Origin of the sequence: Providencia sp. PROV201, from assembly GCF_028479545.1 — a bacterium.
GTDB classification, from domain to species: domain Bacteria; phylum Pseudomonadota; class Gammaproteobacteria; order Enterobacterales; family Enterobacteriaceae; genus Providencia; species Providencia huaxiensis.
This window is the reverse complement of the sequence record NZ_JAMPNW010000021.1, coordinates 1-17,699: the sequence shown is the minus strand read 5'-3', so window position 1 is coordinate 17,699 and position 17,699 is coordinate 1. Positions and strand designations below refer to the sequence as shown.

At 41.1% G+C, this 17,699-nt stretch carries 20 protein-coding genes and 4 pseudogenes; 6 read left to right on the top strand and 18 right to left on the bottom strand.

What is annotated here, in order from left to right; genetic code table 11:
* Window positions 1-7: 7 nt before the first annotated feature.
* Both mazF and PR809_RS15770 read right to left on the bottom strand, forming a co-directional pair.
* Window positions 8-340: an endoribonuclease MazF gene (mazF, locus tag PR809_RS15775; RefSeq protein ID WP_023159957.1), complete on the bottom strand. Its 333-nt coding sequence runs from the start codon at window positions 338-340 to the stop codon at window positions 8-10.
* Window positions 340-585 (bottom strand): AbrB/MazE/SpoVT family DNA-binding domain-containing protein, encoded by a 246-nt coding sequence (locus PR809_RS15770; RefSeq protein WP_096864992.1) that lies wholly within the window; start codon window positions 583-585, stop codon window positions 340-342. The genes mazF and PR809_RS15770 overlap by 1 nt, the downstream gene beginning before the upstream one ends.
* Window positions 586-854: 269 nt before the next feature.
* Here PR809_RS15770 and PR809_RS15765 point away from each other — a divergent pair, with 269 nt between their 5' ends.
* The gene (locus tag PR809_RS15765) at window positions 855-1,478 is read left to right on the top strand and encodes an AAA family ATPase (RefSeq protein ID WP_109910889.1); all 624 of its coding nucleotides are present in this window, start codon (window positions 855-857) and stop codon (window positions 1,476-1,478) included.
* A gap of 108 nt (window positions 1,479-1,586) precedes the next feature.
* Window positions 1,587-1,814, top strand: a complete 228-nt coding sequence (locus tag PR809_RS15760; RefSeq protein ID WP_096864993.1) for a plasmid partition protein ParG — start codon at window positions 1,587-1,589, stop codon at window positions 1,812-1,814.
* Between the two features lie 97 nt (window positions 1,815-1,911).
* Here the strand turns inward: PR809_RS15760 and PR809_RS15755 are convergent, their stop codons facing one another.
* The 10 genes from PR809_RS15755 to PR809_RS20130 form a co-directional block, all read right to left on the bottom strand.
* The gene (locus PR809_RS15755; protein ID WP_109910890.1) at window positions 1,912-2,280 is read right to left on the bottom strand and encodes a hypothetical protein; all 369 of its coding nucleotides are present in this window, start codon (window positions 2,278-2,280) and stop codon (window positions 1,912-1,914) included.
* Window positions 2,281-2,629: 349 nt separating this feature from the next.
* The gene (locus PR809_RS15750; RefSeq protein WP_109910891.1) at window positions 2,630-3,022 is read right to left on the bottom strand and encodes a hypothetical protein; all 393 of its coding nucleotides are present in this window, start codon (window positions 3,020-3,022) and stop codon (window positions 2,630-2,632) included.
* Between the two features lie 9 nt (window positions 3,023-3,031).
* Window positions 3,032-3,454, bottom strand: coding sequence for a hypothetical protein (locus PR809_RS15745; RefSeq protein ID WP_048821775.1), 423 nt, complete (start codon window positions 3,452-3,454; stop codon window positions 3,032-3,034).
* Window positions 3,447-3,791: a single-stranded DNA-binding protein gene (locus tag PR809_RS15740; RefSeq protein WP_023159966.1), complete on the bottom strand. Its 345-nt coding sequence runs from the start codon at window positions 3,789-3,791 to the stop codon at window positions 3,447-3,449. The genes PR809_RS15745 and PR809_RS15740 overlap by 8 nt, the downstream gene beginning before the upstream one ends.
* A gap of 2 nt (window positions 3,792-3,793) precedes the next feature.
* On the bottom strand, window positions 3,794-4,840 hold the full coding sequence (locus PR809_RS15735) for a ParB/RepB/Spo0J family partition protein (protein ID WP_072070749.1): 1,047 nt from the start codon (window positions 4,838-4,840) through the stop codon (window positions 3,794-3,796).
* Between the two features lie 351 nt (window positions 4,841-5,191).
* Window positions 5,192-6,259 carry a translesion error-prone DNA polymerase V subunit UmuC gene (gene umuC, locus PR809_RS15730; protein ID WP_159227769.1) on the bottom strand — a complete coding sequence of 356 codons (1,068 nt, stop codon included), beginning with the start codon at window positions 6,257-6,259 and terminating at the stop codon, window positions 5,192-5,194.
* A 583-nt stretch (window positions 6,260-6,842) separates the two neighbouring features.
* Complete coding sequence (locus tag PR809_RS15725; protein WP_024008861.1) at window positions 6,843-7,694, bottom strand: universal stress protein; 852 nt, start codon at window positions 7,692-7,694, stop codon at window positions 6,843-6,845.
* Window positions 7,695-7,704: 10 nt separating this feature from the next.
* Window positions 7,705-9,192, bottom strand: coding sequence for a SulP family inorganic anion transporter (locus PR809_RS15720; RefSeq protein WP_024008860.1), 1,488 nt, complete (start codon window positions 9,190-9,192; stop codon window positions 7,705-7,707).
* Between the two features lie 355 nt (window positions 9,193-9,547).
* Window positions 9,548-10,774: an MFS transporter gene (locus PR809_RS15715; protein WP_024008859.1), complete on the bottom strand. Its 1,227-nt coding sequence runs from the start codon at window positions 10,772-10,774 to the stop codon at window positions 9,548-9,550.
* Window positions 10,775-10,811: 37 nt separating this feature from the next.
* The gene (locus PR809_RS20130) at window positions 10,812-10,928 is read right to left on the bottom strand and encodes a hypothetical protein (protein ID WP_241256120.1); all 117 of its coding nucleotides are present in this window, start codon (window positions 10,926-10,928) and stop codon (window positions 10,812-10,814) included.
* Window positions 10,929-10,971: 43 nt separating this feature from the next.
* Between PR809_RS20130 and PR809_RS15710 the strand changes: the two are divergent.
* Together PR809_RS15710 and PR809_RS15705 are read left to right on the top strand one after the other, a co-directional pair.
* A pseudogene (locus PR809_RS15710) lies at window positions 10,972-11,055 on the top strand (amino acid-binding protein); the annotation flags it as partial.
* Window positions 11,056-11,062: 7 nt separating this feature from the next.
* Window positions 11,063-11,749, top strand: a complete 687-nt coding sequence (locus PR809_RS15705; RefSeq protein WP_001284954.1) for an ArsR/SmtB family transcription factor — start codon at window positions 11,063-11,065, stop codon at window positions 11,747-11,749.
* Here PR809_RS15705 and tetR(B) read toward each other — a convergent pair.
* Window positions 11,727-12,350: a tetracycline resistance transcriptional repressor TetR(B) gene (tetR(B), locus tag PR809_RS15700; RefSeq protein ID WP_000088605.1), complete on the bottom strand. Its 624-nt coding sequence runs from the start codon at window positions 12,348-12,350 to the stop codon at window positions 11,727-11,729. The genes PR809_RS15705 and tetR(B) overlap by 23 nt on opposite strands.
* Window positions 12,351-12,431: 81 nt before the next feature.
* Here tetR(B) and tet(B) point away from each other — a divergent pair, with 81 nt between their 5' ends.
* The gene (gene tet(B) / locus PR809_RS15695) at window positions 12,432-13,637 is read left to right on the top strand and encodes a tetracycline efflux MFS transporter Tet(B) (RefSeq protein ID WP_001089072.1); all 1,206 of its coding nucleotides are present in this window, start codon (window positions 12,432-12,434) and stop codon (window positions 13,635-13,637) included.
* A 112-nt stretch (window positions 13,638-13,749) separates the two neighbouring features.
* Here tet(B) and tetC read toward each other — a convergent pair whose 3' ends face one another.
* Entirely contained in the window at window positions 13,750-14,343 is a 594-nt protein-coding gene (gene tetC / locus PR809_RS15690; protein ID WP_000428546.1) for a tetracyline resistance-associated transcriptional repressor TetC, read from the bottom strand.
* 87 nt (window positions 14,344-14,430) lie between these two features.
* On the opposite strand from tetC, the pseudogene PR809_RS15685 reads away from it, so the two are divergent.
* Window positions 14,431-14,826: pseudogene (locus PR809_RS15685) on the top strand (helix-turn-helix domain-containing protein); the annotation flags it as partial.
* Between the two features lie 30 nt (window positions 14,827-14,856).
* On the opposite strand, the gene PR809_RS15680 reads toward PR809_RS15685, so the two are convergent.
* From PR809_RS15680 to PR809_RS15665, 4 genes and pseudogenes are all read right to left on the bottom strand, one after another.
* The gene (locus tag PR809_RS15680) at window positions 14,857-16,065 is read right to left on the bottom strand and encodes an IS4-like element ISVsa5 family transposase (protein WP_001339197.1); all 1,209 of its coding nucleotides are present in this window, start codon (window positions 16,063-16,065) and stop codon (window positions 14,857-14,859) included.
* Between the two features lie 107 nt (window positions 16,066-16,172).
* Window positions 16,173-16,589, bottom strand: a pseudogene (locus PR809_RS15675) (IS6-like element IS6100 family transposase); the annotation flags it as partial.
* Between the two features lie 117 nt (window positions 16,590-16,706).
* A pseudogene (locus PR809_RS15670) lies at window positions 16,707-16,775 on the bottom strand (EAL domain-containing protein); the annotation flags it as partial.
* Window positions 16,776-17,095: 320 nt separating this feature from the next.
* The gene (locus PR809_RS15665; RefSeq protein ID WP_000376623.1) at window positions 17,096-17,596 is read right to left on the bottom strand and encodes a GNAT family N-acetyltransferase; all 501 of its coding nucleotides are present in this window, start codon (window positions 17,594-17,596) and stop codon (window positions 17,096-17,098) included.
* Window positions 17,597-17,699 lie beyond the last annotated feature (103 nt).

The following is a 17,699-nucleotide window of genomic DNA, read 5'->3' as shown; positions in this document are numbered from 1 at the left end:
ATTATATCTAACCTATTAACGCCTTTGCTTTAGCTTTTATCTCTGCCAGTTCTGATGCCTCCACTTTGCCCTTTTTAGTAACCTTACGAGCTCTCCAGTCAACACATGTAACTTGATCCGCTAATGCGTAGCTGTCTCTTTCGTTCGAGAGTTCGCATTCAAATGGATAGCCTTTGCCCTTAGTTGTACATGGTACGCATAATAAGAGCCCTACTTTATTATTGTATGCAAATGGGCTGAGGACAACTGCTGGACGATGACCGCCCTGCTCATGTCCTTCAACTGGATCAAAGTCAATCCAAATCAAATCGCCAGAATCAGGAACGTATCGAGATACCATTAAATTAATTCCTTACCTGTTCGAGCTCCGAAGTCTACTTTCTCATGAATATTCTCCGGCGTGATACCGGCTAACAAATTTTCTAATGAGTATTCTACTGCTTTAACTGGCGTAATGATGATACGACCTTCTTCTACCGCTATTTCAACCGTATCATCAACGCTAAGTGCCGCTTTTTGCATGATTGCAACAGGAAGCCGTACAGACGGGCTATTGCCCCATTTTTTTACTGTGACCTGAGCCATTTATCACCTCTACAATTCAACGTCCGAGTTTTAATAGTAGCACTCTAATTTAAATGTATCAACATTGTTGATTGTGTTAATGTGACTAAACACATAAACACATAAACACATTATCGCGTGTGTAACTAACTGATTTCACAGGTCAGGTATGTTTTTCTTATAATTTAATGTGTTTTTGCTTAAATACACATTAACACAAATACACATTGATTATTTTTTGGCTTCCTTAGATAATGAAAAAAACACAAACAAACATATGAGGTTTTCCAGTGAAAGTAATTTCTTTTTTAAATCCGAAAGGCGGCTCTGGAAAAACAACCACCGTCATAAATGTTGCTACTGCTATGCAGAAAGCAGGTTATTTATTAGCAGTTGTAGATACAGATCCTCAAATGAGCCTATCTAACTGGTCTAAAGAAGGGAACTGTGATTATGATGTTTTCACCGCCGCCAGTGAGAAAGACGTTTATAGCATCCGTAAAGATCTAAGTGATTATGATTTTGTCATTGTAGATGGAGCTGGTTCACTTTCTGTCATTACATCAGCAGCAGTTATGGTTAGTGATCTAGTTATAATTCCAGTCTCGCCAAGCCCTCTTGATTTTTCCGCAGCCGGTAGTGTTACATCGGTCCTCGAAGCTCAAGCATACAGCCGTAAAGTAGAAGCTAGATTTCTGATTACTCGTAAAATTGACCAAACAACTATGTTGCAAGTATTAAAAGACAACCTCAAAGATACTGGCTTGCCTTCTTTCAAAACAGCTATTTCTCAACGGCAGAGCTATATCAAATCTATTCTAGATGGTAAGAGTATTTTTGAAACTAATGATGGAAATGCAAAAGGCGAGATAGAAATACTAACCAGAGAAATTTTGACTATTTTTGAGTCATAATGTGTATTCACACATTAACACATTAACACATTAACACGAACGTGTATCTACACGTGTGCGCTAAAACACATAAGCGCATATGTGTTTTGAAATTAAAAGAGATACTTTATGGCACTTAAAAAAGTTAACGAATCAGCAAATTCACAGAAAATGAAATTCGGTGAAAACAGAGACTTAGATAAAATTCTTGATAAAAGTACAAAAACCAAACGCATTAATGTAGATCTTGACGAAGATACTCAAATTCGATTCAAAGCTGCATGTGTCAAACGAAACACCACAATGAAAGATGTAATATCAGATTATGTTCATCAGTGGCTAAAGGAAAATGAATAGGTAGTGGTTTTATAGGGATGATATTTCATCCCTTTTTATTGTACTTTTATCTCAATTTCACTAGGTAACATTCAAAACAAAAGTGCCTCATGCTCAATTATTCGAGCCAATCTGGTAGTTTTGGCAATAGTTGTTTTTTCCACGGCTCTTGCTCTCCAAGATCCCAAACTTCAGTGTTGTATGTCCCTGTTCCACCAAAATCAAAGCATGGTCGTAACTGCGATATGTAGCAGTATGCGAGAAAGCCGTTCTCTCTCTTGCGTACCAATTCAGTCCAACCGACCGCGTATACATCTTGCAGATATCCTTCCCAAGCAAACAGTACACCGGTATTGCTCCAATGTTCTAACTCAGGATAAAACTTTCTTATTTCCTTTATAAAATCAATCACGTCACTATTGAATTCATTATCTGGACATGGATTACTGGGGTTCCGTTGGAACGTTTCTTCATTAAAAACAAACATGCTCCGGTCCTCTACTTTAACTGGTAGTGTTTTTGCTTTTTATTATTGTACCTGTGATTTAATTCTTCACTTAGATTTTAGATTGATTACCTATAAAGCCTAAAATATTTTTATATGTGCGTACACACATTAACACATATGTGTATATGTGACGAATCACACACAAATACACAAATACACATTAACACATATACACATGGGTGTTTATGTGTATAATTAGTTTTGCCATACGTTATATGATTATAATAAGTACCAACACTAGGGTTATAACGCCACATTGTGGCGTTTTTTTTTGGCTGTCATTTTGGCAGGGCAGAAAAATAGAGGTACAAAGCGCAGCACATAGCCGTCAATATGTCTTGTTTAGCTGTGGCTCGATCTTTGAATTAGCCTTTTCTAGCCAATTCATACTATTAGAACAATCCTTCTCATGACCAATGATTGTCAATACCTGTTTATAAGCATCATCATTCAACATGAATTTCAAACTATTCAAATAGCCATATAATGGGTCCCTAATTATCACATCATCTGCCGTGACTGATTGTGCACATGCCCGATAGCGGATATCTTTAATGTTTTGTACAACACTCATACAAGCTGGACAGTTGGCTTTGTATTTCTCTAAATCAGAATATCGCTGTCCTTCAATCCCTTCCATTGCAGAATAACTATTACCCAACGCTGGCACTGAGATCAGCGTAGTTATCAGAATGAAAGGCAAGGATATTGTCAGTTTCATTTTGGATTCTTAGTTTAGGTTGTTCTGCTGTTCACATAGCAGTTGCAACTCAGTCCATACCTCATTTTCCGAGGCTTTTAAAACCTCATCCAACTGATCTGGTGTCGTTGCTTCTAATACGGCTTGTCTATTCTCACCACTTAACTTACCGGACATGATTTGTACACCAGACATGATCATAGAGTGATATAAGTTCTGACGTTCCTTTTCATCTGATGAAAATATGCTATCCAGCATCTCCAAAACCCCGTTATAGCGCAAAATTTCACTTTCACTGCACTGTGACGTATTCATTAGGTGTTTGAGCTCGTGTAGCTTCTCACGCGCTTTAAATAGGGCATAGTTTAGAACTGTTTGATCTCGTTTCATTTCTGCCATCACATAATTAGGATTTTGAACGTTACAATTTGAAATTTGGTCTGCCTTAGCCATTCTGCTCTCCTGCATTTGTATTTTTACTATTAGGTAATACTCTAAACACACCTGTCTGGTAATTCATTATTATAGAACAGGAATTATTAGTCGGTTGTAGCCTTGCTTCGATGTAAACAAGTTGTCCTTTCTGACCAAAATTAGCTGCTATTTCTGCTATTTTTCCGTATGCACTAATGTTAAACCAATCTGTTATCGGGTTTCCTTTCGAGTCATGCCGGTTAATTGCAACAGAGAAGTAGGTCATTGCCTCACCGTTACGTTCTGAATACTTCAGATTATCTTTCGGGGACGAACCTAATCGTGCGATCAGTTGCACCTTGTTAAGTAATTCCATAGTTAAGCCTGAATAGCTTCAGTGTTGGATTCGGTTTTGCTCGGTTCGTTCTCATCATCATTAGATGCGGCGGATTCATCATTCGCAAACTTCTGAAGAACATCATTAAGCAGGGTCACAATTGTTACCGGCATTTCGACAGTCACTGTTTCATCATTTTCTTGAATATCAGCAACTTTGTCGTGAATTGTTGTGCGGATTTCACTTAATTGTGAAAACACGGAATGTATTTCTTTTTTTGAAAAAGGTACTTTCTTCGCTGAAGGTACAAATTTCCGTGTGACTTTATTTTTGCCGCTGTCAGTCGCCTTCTGCAATCCTGCAATGATCACATCATATGCCTCTTGATTAGTTTCTTCACACTCAAGCAGTATTTCTATGGCTAAATCTGAAGTAATCAGGTTCTTTCTGACAAGATCAGTGATTCTGTAATCTGCTCGGAACAAGCGTAATAATCTGTTGATCGTAACAACACTTGTGTTCGTATATCGTGCAATTTCCTTTTTTTCCCATCCCATACTAAGTAAACGATGGAAACCATCAGCTTTTTCTAACGGAGCTAAAGGTTTTCCTTCTGAAGATGTCAGCATATTGACGATCTCAAGTTGCTGACTGCCTGAGAACTCCGTGACGTATACGCCTTTAATCGTGCATCCTTCTTCCATTGCCATGCGTAGAGCGCAATATCTGTGGTGTCCATCAATAATCTGTAAGCGTGGCAGATTATCAACCGTTATAACTTTCACAACGATAGGTGGAACATAAACACCTGATACATACGAATTCTTGATTCGTCCAGCATGTTCAGTATCAATCTCCCGAAGATTGAAACCTTCCTGTACGTACAGTAACTCAACGTTAACGCGATAAATATCACCACGCGAACACACCTTTTCCTCAAAGGCATCAGACATTTTGCGTAATGTTGAGATATTGTGCGCTTCAGTATTTTTCTTCAGAGTAGGGTAGGGTAGGTCATTGAGAAGTACCTTGCTCATATTCGAATTTTGTTGACTGCTATTCGTTGAAATTGCTGCGTTAGTATTCATAGTCCTCGCCTTGTCATTGTGTAACTAGGTATTATTTTTATTCGACGTAAGGCTATCACACAGGATTTTCTATTTTCCTTAGTTACATAAGGAAAACGGCATCATTTCGATTTATGTGCATTGCTATCAATTAGTTAAAGGCGAACAACTCCAGAGGGTAAAAGTGTTAAAGATAATCATATCAATGACATATCGCAACAATCATAAATTGATAATGATTGTTTCATTATCTTAATAATGTTCAGAAATATGAATATAATTCTAAACGAAAGACGTTCTCAATTTAGGTATACTGGTTGAAGCAATTGTAGGATTGCGGTGAATCCTGCTGAATACGCTGGTGGATTTCCTCTAAATCTTCACTACGGGAAGATCTGAAATTCTCGTAGTGTATGCCGGTGAAAGCATTTCTCGCTTCATGCGCCAGTTTGTGTCCATTCCCTTTCCAGCGAACCATATTTTGCTAACACCTCGATTATTTATCTGGTCCAAGGTTTTCATCAATTGTTCACTTCCTTTGTAGGGTTTACTATCAGAAAATAAATTAAGTTGAGTAACTGATGGATCAGAAAAATCAGTGAGCATGATGCCAGCTTTGTGATATTTAACTCCCGATTTCCAGATGGTCTTTAACAGACGCACTGCTGCATTGATAATGTCTCTTGTATCAGCACTTGGATATTCTAACCGTTCAGAACGGTGGTTGTAGTATTGAGGTCCGCTGGCGTAATGGCTGGTTTGGATAAAAACAGAAACAAAGGAACAGACTCGTTTTTCAGCTCGAAGTTTCTCTGCTGCTCTCTCTGAATACTCGCAGATAGCCTGATGCATATGCTCATAGAGCTCAATTTTTTTTCCAAATGAACGTGAACAAATGATTTGCTCTTTAGTTTTTGCTACTTCTTCAAGCTCGATGCAAGATTCACCGTTCAGCTCTCTCACAGTGCGTTCTACAACCACACCGAATGTTTTACGGATCATGGTTGTTTCAGCCCTAGCCAAATCAAGCGCTGTAACTATCCCCATAGCATTTAGCCGGTTACTTATTTTTCTACCCACACCCCATACTTCATTAACAGGCACAAGGGACATGAGCCGTTTCTGGCGTGAAGTAGCACTCAAATCGACTACACCGCCTGTTTTGGTCCATGTTTTAGCAGCATGGTTTGCCAGTTTAGCCAGTGTTTTAGTTTGAGCAAAACCAACACCGACCGGTACATGAGCTATCTGCAAAATTCGTTGTTGTATCTTGCGACCGTAATCTTCTAATGGAAAGTTTCTAGACATGCCGGTCATATCTAGATACTGCTCGTCGATACTATACGTTTCTACTCTTGGGGCAAAATCAGATAGTGTGTCCATGACTCGGTTGCTGATGTCAGCATAAAGTACGTACAGTTGGCTAAGAATTCCTGTCAAAGATAGATAAGTAAGCGATTAACCATTACCTTTCATAGGTTGATAGTATCTAATATTAAAAAAATCACCGAGCTTAATCAGCTGTCTATTTTTAATAGTAAGTATTCATCAACATGTCTAATTTTTACCAATTGGATTACTAAGATGTACTAAGTTTAGTACCGAGGGATCGAATGTACAATCTTCACTCAGCACCAACACAATTCACTTTGTCGGGTGGACGACATTTGTTATTAAAAGCCGTCTTCTTGAGAACCCTGCGTGCAACTTTCACTGTACTAGACTCAAACATTTGATACCCAGTAACTTATAGAGCAGCCATTACAGGATCATTCCAAGAGTTGCGAGTTAGCCTTTTCGTTTTAACCAAGTACTCTTGATATTGAGGGGCAAATAGTGTCACTGCACTTCGGATTTTTACATGTTGTTCATTGATACTTGAGTCATCAATAAACGCACAGAAACTTCTGTGGAAAGATTTTCTGAACCAGAATTAAGGAGGGATAAGGTATATCACACTTAATTTGACAAAAAAGACCAGCACTCAATTGTGCTGGACTAATAGTACAACCAATAAAATTTCTTAGCGAAGAATTACCATTGGTAGTTGAGTACTTTCCATCATTTTAAGTGTATTACTGCCAAGGAAAACCTGTGCCAGCTTAGAGCGTGAAAATGCGCCCATCACAAGCATTTCAACATCATGACTCGATTTATATTCCATCAATGAATTAAATACATTGCCTTCCAATAAACTCGAACATACTTCAAATCCATTCTCTTTCAGCATAGCTTCGGTTTGCTGAAACTTTTCTTGTTGTTTAGGTTGATTGTTTTTCACACTGACAAGATGACATGTCAAACCATGAAGTAAGCCTCCTTCAATAATAGTTTTCACCGCTTTATCTGCGGTTTCACGCCCATCATAAGCCAACATAAAACTTTTAGGGGCTGCAAACTCTTTATTGGCAATAACAACAGGAGTATGAACTTGACGAATAATTTGCTCAATGTGAGAGCCCACCACATTGAAATTATCACCATGGCTTTCACCAGAGCGTCCAATCACAATTAAACGAGCCTCTTCTTCCAGATCATAAATGGCTTCAACGATACCGCTATGTCGTTGCATTTTTTCAATTGTGTGACAACCTTGTGCTTGCGCTAATTGAGAAGCATGTTCCAGCATCTCTTTACCTAACTCCAAGGCTAATTTGCTTTTTTGTTCATCTAAACTGGCCATTTCAGTTAATAAAGATGAACGAGCGCCTAAGCCAATAGCACCACTAAGATCTTCGGCTTGGGTTGATGGTGTTTTCTCAATTGCGTGTAACAACAACAATTTTTTATTCAATTTATTCGATGCCCAAATGCCAGCACGGCAAGTGGAATCAGCATAGATTGAGCCATCAATACAGGTAATTACGTTATTCATTACTTTCTCCTTAGTGGCCTGCCATGAGCTTTTCGACTTCTTTAGGATCATTATGCACACCAAACTTATCAACGATGGTTTCTGTTGCTTCACTCATCCCAATAATTTCAACATCTGTTCCTTCGCGTCGGAATTTAATCACCACCTTATCAAGTGATGATACTGAAGTAATATCCCAAAAGTGAGCATGAGTGAGATCAATCACAACTTTATTCACCACCTCTTTAAAATCAAATGATTCAATAAATTGCTCTGATGATGCAAAAAAGACTTGTCCCATAACTTGATAAGTTCGGCTTGCATCTACTGGTGACTCTGTTTTTACCACCATAAAACGACCAATTTTATTGGCAAAGAATAACGTCGCTAATAACACCCCGACAAAAACACCAATTGCTAAGTTATGCGTTGCCACAACCACAACAACGGTCGTTATCATCACAATATTTGTTGATAATGGGTGCTTTTTAAGATCTCTAATTGAACTCCAAGAAAAGGTACCAATTGCTACCATAATCATTACTGCAACTAACGCTGCCATCGGGATTTGCTTAAGCCATTCATCTAGAAAAACTACCATGATGATAAGATAAATACCGGAGCTTAAGGTGGATAATCGTCCACGTCCGCCAGATTTAATATTAATAATTGACTGGCCAATCATGGCACAACCAGCCATACCGCCCATTAAGCCTGCACCAATGTTAGCAATACCTTGTCCCTTACACTCTTGATTACGATTACTTTTGGTATCCGTAAGGTCATCCACAATCGTGGCGGTCATCATTGATTCCAACAGACCAACCATAGCGAGGCCCAATGAATAAGGTAAAATAATGAATAAAGTTTCAAGATTAAGTGGAACTTCTGGCCATAAGAAAATAGGCAGCGTATCGGGAAGTTGCCCCATATCACCAACAGTTCGTATATCCATTCCAGAGACGCTTGCTACAATTGTCAAAACGATGATGCAAATCAAAGGAGATGGGATCGCTTTACCGATAGCAGGAACATATGGGAATAAATAAACAATTCCTAACCCTGCTGCTGTCATCGCGTAAACATGCCAAGTTACATTGGTTAACTCGGGCAATTGAGCCATAAAGATAAGAATTGCTAATGCATTAACAAACCCCGTCACGACAGAGCGTGATACAAAACGCATTAAGCTGCCGAGTTTTAAATATCCGGCTATGATTTGGAATACCCCTGTTAACATAGTTGCCGCTAACAAATACTCTAAACCGTGGTCTTTAACCAAAGTGACCATAAGTAACGCCATCGCACCCGTTGCAGCCGAAATCATTCCGGGGCGGCCACCCACAATAGAGATAATGAAAGTGATACAAAAAGAAGCGTAAAGACCAACTTTAGGGTCAACACCTGCAATAATAGAAAAAGCAATAGCTTCTGGGATCAGAGCTAAAGCCACAACAATACCCGCGAGCAAATCGCCACGAACATTCGAAAACCATTCAAGTTTTATTTTTTCTAACATGAAAATCCTATCATAAAAGAAAGCGACATCGATGCACACAAGATCCTATAGGCAGATTTAGCCTAAGATAATTTAGTGAACGCACTATGCTGCTTTGAAATTGTATTTAATGAAATTAATAGAATAAATGGTACTAAGGTACCTGCCGGCAAACGGCATAATAGTCACGCAAAATGGTGACAATTTTGAAGAAAGAGGTGGGTAGCCTAAGGCGGCGTAATATGCAACTTACAATCCTTTTAAAATTAATAATGTGTGAATTGTTACACGAATATCACAAAAGGTCTATATGGTAAGAACAAAAAAGAAACGGTTTTTCACTTCATCATTAGATGAATTAATCTTTAACACTCTTTTAGTCACTATGACACTGTTTATCTTTAAAGGACTGATAAGCAGGTATAAGAAGTAATAATCCGATCATAGTTAGGCCGCTAAACAAACCAAATAGAGTGGAAGCTGTCCAGCCTTTTTCAATAAATATCCCAAATATCCATGGGGCAGCTGCTGTAGAAAAGATCATCATTGAGGTCACCATAGAGCGGATTGCTCCAATATGCTGAGTCCCATAAATCTCTACCCATAATGCACTAATAACAGGACTGGAACTACCAATGCCTAGACCAAATAAGGACATAAATAGAGGTGCAGCCCAGTAATTATCCAATAACGTTAAGACTAATAAACCGGCAATTAAAGGTAATGGAAGAAATGGTAATAAAGATTTAGCTTGAAAACGATCAATCAAAGAGCCAGAGACCATAGAACTTGCCCAATGTAAAAAACCATATGCAACGAAACTACTCGCTAATAAACTTGCAGGCCATCCCTTTTGTTCCAGTAAGTAATTTTGTTGAATAAATACGGCCGTCACAATAAATGGAGCGGATAAAACGGCAGGAATAATCGACCAAAATCGCCAATCTTTCACGACATCTCTACGCCCTTGCTCTTGTGTTTTTGTGCTTTTGGGTTCCAAAGGTTTTTTCTTATCAGATGTATTCGACTTTTTTAATAAAGTTAAAGCCATTGGTAAATAAATAATCATGACTATCAATGCCAACATCAACCAACTCCACCTCCAACCAAGCAAAGCGATAGTCGTCATTAAAATTATGGGAAGCACCATTTCACCGAAGGCAACTCCGCTAGCAGAAAGGCTAAGCGCTTTCCCCCTTTGGTGAGTGTAAACTCGAAGCATGGTTGTTTGCGCGGTATGTGGAAAGAGTCCTTGTCCAGCGAGCCTCAGTCCCCAAAATGCAAAAAATAACATCCACACAGTTTGAATGTTCGCCATTAATAAACAGGAAACACAAAGTAAAAATGACACGACAATAACCACTTTATGCAAAGCCCAACGGTCAACAAGGCCGCCAACCATAAAAATGACGGCACTACTGCACAACGTGGCAATGGCATAAATGAAACCATAGTCCTCAGCAGAAATGTTAAGTGATTGTTGAATATCTGCGCCATACCAACTCAAAAAAAATGATTGGCCAATATTACCGATAAAAACAGTAATAAAGCCAAAGCTTAAAAGCGGCCATTCTTGGCTCATAAAACGAAAATAACTACTCAAAAATCACTCCAATAATCAATTGATTGGAAAACAACAATCATACGTTTTCTAGAAATAAGATACCTTTTTCCAATCCCTGTCGATACCCTAATTCTAGTTTTCCTTTAGATCGAGTAAAACGAGAAACAGGGAATGAAGGTGGGGGGGCAATCACATTAATTTTGCAATCTTTAGGAGGAGCTTGAATAAAGTCTAACGCTGACCATGCTAACCAACTGATATTAATAACGGACAATGATAGTATGGCTGCATCTGTTACGCTCCCTTGGGCAATAAAGTGAACTTGCGATGGCTAATTTAATACGAAAAGAGGTTACCTTTGAGTCCTCAATAGCCGCGATAGGGGCGGCTATGTCTGACATTTCACGAGTTAAAATACTCAGTGCTTTGATGGATGGGCGAGCTTGGACGGCCACTGAGCTAAGTTCTGTGGCGAATATATCAGCTTCAACGGCGAGCAGTCATTTATCTAAATTATTAGATTGCCAGCTAATCACAGTAGTAGCTCAAGGCAAGCATCGTTATTTTCGGCTAGCAGGAAAAGATATTGCTGAATTGATGGAAAGTATGATGGGGATCTCCTTAAACCATGGCGTACATGCCAAAGTTTCCACGCCAGTGCATTTACGAAAAGCACGTACTTGCTATGATCATTTAGCTGGCGAAGTTGCCGTTAAGATCTATGATTCCCTTTGTCAACAGCAATGGATCACTGAAAATGGTTCAATGATCACATTAAGTGGTATTCAATATTTTCATGAAATGGGAATTGACGTTCCTTCCAAACATTCACGTAAAATCTGTTGTGCGTGTTTAGATTGGAGTGAACGCCGTTTCCATTTAGGTGGGTACGTTGGAGCCGCATTATTTTCGCTTTATGAATCTAAAGGGTGGTTAACTCGACATCTTGGTTACCGTGAAGTTACCATCACGGAAAAAGGTTATGCTGCTTTTAAGACCCACTTTCACATTTAAGTTGTTTTTCTAATCCGCATATGATCAATTCAAGGCCGAATAAGAAGGCTGGCTCTGCACCTTGGTGATCAAATAATTCGATAGCTTGTCGTAATAATGGCGGCATACTATCAGTAGTAGGTGTTTCCCTTTCTTCTTTAGCGACTTGATGCTCTTGATCTTCCAATACGCAACCTAAAGTAAAATGCCCCACAGCGCTGAGTGCATATAATGCATTCTCTAGTGAAAAACCTTGTTGGCATAAAAAGGCTAATTGATTTTCGAGAGTTTCATACTGTTTTTCTGTAGGCCGTGTACCTAAATGTACTTTTGCTCCATCGCGATGACTTAGTAAAGCACATCTAAAACTTTTAGCGTTATTACGTAAAAAATCTTGCCAGCTTTCCCCTTCTAAAGGGCAAAAGTGAGTATGGTGCCTATCTAACATCTCAATGGCTAAGGCGTCGAGCAAAGCCCGCTTATTTTTTACATGCCAATACAATGTAGGCTGCTCTACACCTAGCTTCTGGGCGAGTTTACGGGTTGTTAAACCTTCGATTCCGACCTCATTAAGCAGCTCTAATGCGCTGTTAATCACTTTACTTTTATCTAATCTAGACATCATTAATTCCTAATTTTTGTTGACACTCTATCATTGATAGAGTTATTTTACCACTCCCTATCAGTGATAGAGAAAAGTGAAATGAATAGTTCGACAAAGATCGCATTGGTAATTACGTTACTCGATGCCATGGGGATTGGCCTTATCATGCCAGTCTTGCCAACGTTATTACGTGAATTTATTGCTTCGGAAGATATCGCTAACCACTTTGGCGTATTGCTTGCACTTTATGCGTTAATGCAGGTTATCTTTGCTCCTTGGCTTGGAAAAATGTCTGACCGATTTGGTCGGCGCCCAGTGCTGTTGTTGTCATTAATAGGCGCATCGCTGGATTACTTATTGCTGGCTTTTTCAAGTGCGCTTTGGATGCTGTATTTAGGCCGTTTGCTTTCAGGGATCACAGGAGCTACTGGGGCTGTCGCGGCATCGGTCATTGCCGATACCACCTCAGCTTCTCAACGCGTGAAGTGGTTCGGTTGGTTAGGGGCAAGTTTTGGGCTTGGTTTAATAGCGGGGCCTATTATTGGTGGTTTTGCAGGAGAGATTTCACCGCATAGTCCCTTTTTTATCGCTGCGTTGCTAAATATTGTCACTTTCCTTGTGGTTATGTTTTGGTTCCGTGAAACCAAAAATACACGTGATAATACAGATACCGAAGTAGGGGTTGAGACGCAATCGAATTCGGTATACATCACTTTATTTAAAACGATGCCCATTTTGTTGATTATTTATTTTTCAGCGCAATTGATAGGCCAAATTCCCGCAACGGTGTGGGTGCTATTTACCGAAAATCGTTTTGGATGGAATAGCATGATGGTTGGCTTTTCATTAGCGGGTCTTGGTCTTTTACACTCAGTATTCCAAGCCTTTGTGGCAGGAAGAATAGCCACTAAATGGGGCGAAAAAACGGCAGTACTGCTCGGATTTATTGCAGATAGTAGTGCATTTGCCTTTTTAGCGTTTATATCTGAAGGTTGGTTAGTTTTCCCTGTTTTAATTTTATTGGCTGGTGGTGGGATCGCTTTACCTGCATTACAGGGAGTGATGTCTATCCAAACAAAGAGTCATCAGCAAGGTGCTTTACAGGGATTATTGGTGAGCCTTACCAATGCAACCGGTGTTATTGGCCCATTACTGTTTGCTGTTATTTATAATCATTCACTACCAATTTGGGATGGCTGGATTTGGATTATTGGTTTAGCGTTTTACTGTATTATTATCCTGCTATCGATGACCTTCATGTTAACCCCTCAAGCTCAGGGGAGTAAACAGGAGACAAGTGCTTAGTTATTTCGTCACCAAATGATGTTATTCCGCGAAATATAATGACCCTCTTGATAACCCAAGAGGGCATTTTTTACGATAAAGAAGATTTAGCTTCAAATAAAACCTATCTATTTTATTTATCTTTCAAGCTCAATAAAAAGCCGCGGTAAATAGCAATAAATTGGCCTTTTTTATCGGCAAGCTCTTTTAGGTTTTTCGCATGTATTGCGATATGCATAAACCAGCCATTGAGTAAGTTTTTAAGCACATCATCATCATAAGCTTTAAGTTGGTTCTCTTGGATCAATTTGCTGACAATGGCGTTTACCTTACCAGTAATGTATTCAAGGCTAATTTTTTCAAGTTCATTCCAACCAATGATAGGCATCACTTCTTGGATAGGGATAAGGTTTTTATTATTATCAATAATATAATCAAGATAATGTTCAAATATACTTTCTAAGGCAGACCAACCATTTGTTAAATCAGTTTTTGTTGTGATGTAGGCATCAATCATAATTAATTGCTGCTTATAACAGGCACTGAGTAATTGTTTTTTATTTTTAAAGTGATGATAAAAGGCACCTTTGGTCACCAACGCTTTTCCCGAGATCTCATCTATTGAAACAGCTTGATAGCCTTTTTCAACAAACAATATTCGTGCTGAGTTAACCAGTGATTGATAGGTACTCTTAAAATTTTCTTGTTGATGATTTTTATTTTCCATGATAGATTTAAAATAACATACCGTCAGTATGTTTATGGTATCATGATGATGTGGTCGTGACAATCTTAAGAACATTTAGGTTATTTTATGTATATTGAACAGCATTCTCGCTATCAAAATAAAGCTAATAACATCCAATTAAGATATGATGATAAGCAGTTTCATACAACGGTTATCAAAGATGTTCTATTATGGATTGAACATAATTTAGATCAGTCTTTACTGCTTGATGATGTGGCGAATAAAGCGGGTTATACCAAGTGGTATTTTCAGCGGCTGTTCAAAAAAGTAACAGGGGTCACACTGGCTAGCTATATTCGTGCTCGTCGTTTGACGAAAGCGGCTGTTGAGTTGAGGTTGACGAAAAAAACTATCCTTGAGATCGCATTAAAATATCAATTTGATTCCCAACAATCTTTTACACGTCGATTTAAGTACATTTTTAAGGTTACACCAAGTTATTATCGGCGTAATAAATTATGGGAATTGGAGGCAATGCACTGAGAGATCCCCTCATAATTTCCCCAAAGCGTAACCATGTGTGAATAAATTTTGAGCTAGTAGGGTTGCAGCCACGAGTAAGTCTTCCCTTGTTATTGTGTAGCCAGAATGCCGCAAAACTTCCATGCCTAAGCGAACTGTTGAGAGTACGTTTCGATTTCTGACTGTGTTAGCCTGGAAGTGCTTGTCCCAACCTTGTTTCTGAGCATGAACGCCCGCAAGCCAACATGTTAGTTGAAGCATCAGGGCGATTAGCAGCATGATATCAAAACGCTCTGAGCTGCTCGTTCGGCTATGGCGTAGGCCTAGTCCGTAGGCAGGACTTTTCAAGTCTCGGAAGGTTTCTTCAATCTGCATTCGCTTCGAATAGATATTAACAAGTTGTTTGGGTGTTCGAATTTCAACAGGTAAGTTAGTTGCTAGAACCCATGGCTCCTTTGCCGACGCTGAGTAGATTTTAGGTGACGGGTGGTGACAATGAGTCCGTGTCGAGCGCTGATTTTTTCGGCCTTTAGAGCGAGATTTATACAATAGAATTTGGCATGAGATTGGATTGCTTTTAGTCAGCCTCTTATAGCCTAAAGTCTTTGAGTGACTAGATGACATATCATGTAAGTTGCTGATAGGTTTCCAGTTTTCCGCTCCTAGGTCTGCATATTGTACTTTTCCTCTTACTCGACTTAACCAGTACCAACCCAGCTTCTCAACGGATTTATACCATGGCACTTTAAAGCCAGCATCACTGACAATGAGCGGTGTGGTGTTACTCGGTAGAATGCTCGCAAGGTCGGCTAGAAATTGGTCATGAGCTTTCTTTGAACATTGCTCTGAAAGCGGGAACGCTTTCTCATAAAGAGTAACAGAACGACCGTGTAGTGCGACTGAAGCTCGCAATACCATAAGTCGTTTTTGCTCACGAATATCAGACCAGTCAACAAGTACAATGGGCATCGTATTGCCCGAACAGATAAAGCTAGCATGCCAACGGTATACAGCGAGTCGCTCTTTGTGGAGGTGACGATTACCTAACAATCGGTCGATTCGTTTGATGTTATGTTTTGTTCTCGCTTTGGTTGGCAGGTTACGGCCAAGTTCGGTAAGAGTGAGAGTTTTACAGTCAAGTAATGCGTGGCAAGCCAACGTTAAGCTGTTGAGTCGTTTTAAGTGTAATTCGGGGCAGAATTGGTAAAGAGAGTCGTGTAAAATATCGAGTTCGCACATCTTGTTGTCTGATTATTGATTTTTCGCGAAACCATTTGATCATATGACAAGATGTGTATCCACCTTAACTTAATGATTTTTACCAAAATCATTAGGGGATTCATCAGCGCTTTGTCGGTATTGAGCGTGGCAGGCTTTTCCCAGTGCTTCAGGCCTCGCAGGGCCTTGCCCAGGAACCGCTTCGCTGCCTTGGCGCTGCGGGTCGGCGACAGGTAGAAATCGATCGTGTCGCCCCGCTTGTCGACTGCCCGGTACAGGTAGGTCCACTTGCCCCGCACCTTGACGTAGGTTTCATCCAGGCGCCAGCTCGGATCAAAGCCACGCCGCCAGAACCAGCGCAGCCGCTTCTCCATCTCCGGGGCGTAGCACTGGACCCAGCGATAGATCGTCGTATGGTCGACCGAAATGCCGCGTTCCGCCAGCATTTCCTCAAGGTCGCGATAGCTGATCGGATAGCGACAATACCAGCGCACCGCCCACAGGATCACATCACCCTGGAAATGGCGCCACTTGAAATCCGTCATCGTTCCGTCCGTCCAATCTCCGCCAAGCATGCTCAAGCTTCACGATTTTTGCAACAGAGCCCACACGAGTATTGAGCATAGTCGAGATTGGTGCAGATCACTTCTGATATTGAACTGTCAGGAGCTGGCTGCACAACAGCCATTACGCCCAATCAACTGGTGCAGTCGTCTTCTGAAAATGACATTTGGTATCTCTCATAAACGGATGTTTTTGAGAGAACTATCTTCGGCCTTCACACGCACGAAAGGCGGCGAAGCTCCGCCGTTAATCCGTCCGCCGGAGATCTCGCCCAGGCAGGCTGAAGGCCGAGCAAGCCTGACAGGCCCGAAAAGCCCGGCACGGGCGTCGGCGGCGATGACGGCGGCGGCATTATCCAGGGTTGATGATGGAAGTGGAGGATATCGACAACCTCTCGCGCAACCAAGACATCGCGGTCGGACTGCAAGTGATCTTGAAGCCACGGGCCCGTCCCACCCCGACATGGACCTCGATGCCCGAACGGACGTTAGATTTCGAGTTCTAGGCGTTCTGCGATGAAGGTTGGATCCCAGCCGGGATTGAAAGTGTCGACGTGGGTGAATCCGAGCCGCTCGTATAGGCCACGCAGGTTCGGGTGGCAGTCGAGCCGCAGCTTGGCGCACCCCTGCGTTCGCGCGGCATGGCGGCAAGCCTCGATCAGCGCGGAGCTGACACCCCGGCCCGCATGTGTCCGTCGCACCGCGAGCTTGTGCAGATATGCGGCCTCCCCCTTGAGGGCGTCGGGCCAGAACTCGGGATCCTCGGCCGACAAGGTGCAACAGCCGACGATGCCGTCGCTGCAACTCGCGACTAGGAGCTCGGATCTCAGGACGAAGGTCTCCGCGAATGTCCGGTCGATCCGCGCGACGTCCCAGGCGGGCGTTCCCTTGGCGGACATCCACGCCGCAGCGTCGTGCATCAGCCGCACAACCTCGTCGATATCACCCGAGCAGGCGACCCGAACGTTCGGAGGCTCCTCGCTGTCCATTCGCTCCCCTGGCGCGGTATGAACCGCCGCCTCATAGTGCAGTTTGATCCTGACGAGCCCAGCATGTCTGCGCCCACCTTCGCGGAACCTGACCAGGGTCCGC

Excerpts from the sequence above, each read along its gene's own strand:
- PR809_RS15740 (WP_023159966.1), bottom strand. The coding sequence starts at position 3,791 with ATGGAATTACTTAACAAGGTGCAACTGATCGCACGATTAGGTTCGTCC.
- PR809_RS15665 (WP_000376623.1), bottom strand. The coding sequence starts at position 17,596 with ATGGACAGCGAGGAGCCTCCGAACGTTCGGGTCGCCTGCTCGGGTGAT.
- PR809_RS15720 (WP_024008860.1), bottom strand. The coding sequence starts at position 9,192 with ATGTTAGAAAAAATAAAACTTGAATGGTTTTCGAATGTTCGTGGCGAT.
- PR809_RS15705 (WP_001284954.1), top strand. The coding sequence starts at position 11,063 with ATGGCTAATTTAATACGAAAAGAGGTTACCTTTGAGTCCTCAATAGCC.
- PR809_RS15755 (WP_109910890.1), bottom strand. The coding sequence starts at position 2,280 with ATGTTTGTTTTTAATGAAGAAACGTTCCAACGGAACCCCAGTAATCCA.
- PR809_RS15680 (WP_001339197.1), bottom strand. The coding sequence starts at position 16,065 with ATGTGCGAACTCGATATTTTACACGACTCTCTTTACCAATTCTGCCCC.
- tetC (WP_000428546.1), bottom strand. The coding sequence starts at position 14,343 with ATGGAAAATAAAAATCATCAACAAGAAAATTTTAAGAGTACCTATCAA.
- PR809_RS15745 (WP_048821775.1), bottom strand. The coding sequence starts at position 3,454 with ATGGCTAAGGCAGACCAAATTTCAAATTGTAACGTTCAAAATCCTAAT.
- PR809_RS15760 (WP_096864993.1), top strand. The coding sequence starts at position 1,587 with ATGGCACTTAAAAAAGTTAACGAATCAGCAAATTCACAGAAAATGAAA.
- PR809_RS15735 (WP_072070749.1), bottom strand. The coding sequence starts at position 4,840 with ATGAATACTAACGCAGCAATTTCAACGAATAGCAGTCAACAAAATTCG.
- PR809_RS15750 (WP_109910891.1), bottom strand. The coding sequence starts at position 3,022 with ATGAAACTGACAATATCCTTGCCTTTCATTCTGATAACTACGCTGATC.
- mazF (WP_023159957.1), bottom strand. The coding sequence starts at position 340 with ATGGTATCTCGATACGTTCCTGATTCTGGCGATTTGATTTGGATTGAC.
- PR809_RS15725 (WP_024008861.1), bottom strand. The coding sequence starts at position 7,694 with ATGAATAACGTAATTACCTGTATTGATGGCTCAATCTATGCTGATTCC.
- PR809_RS15770 (WP_096864992.1), bottom strand. The coding sequence starts at position 585 with ATGGCTCAGGTCACAGTAAAAAAATGGGGCAATAGCCCGTCTGTACGG.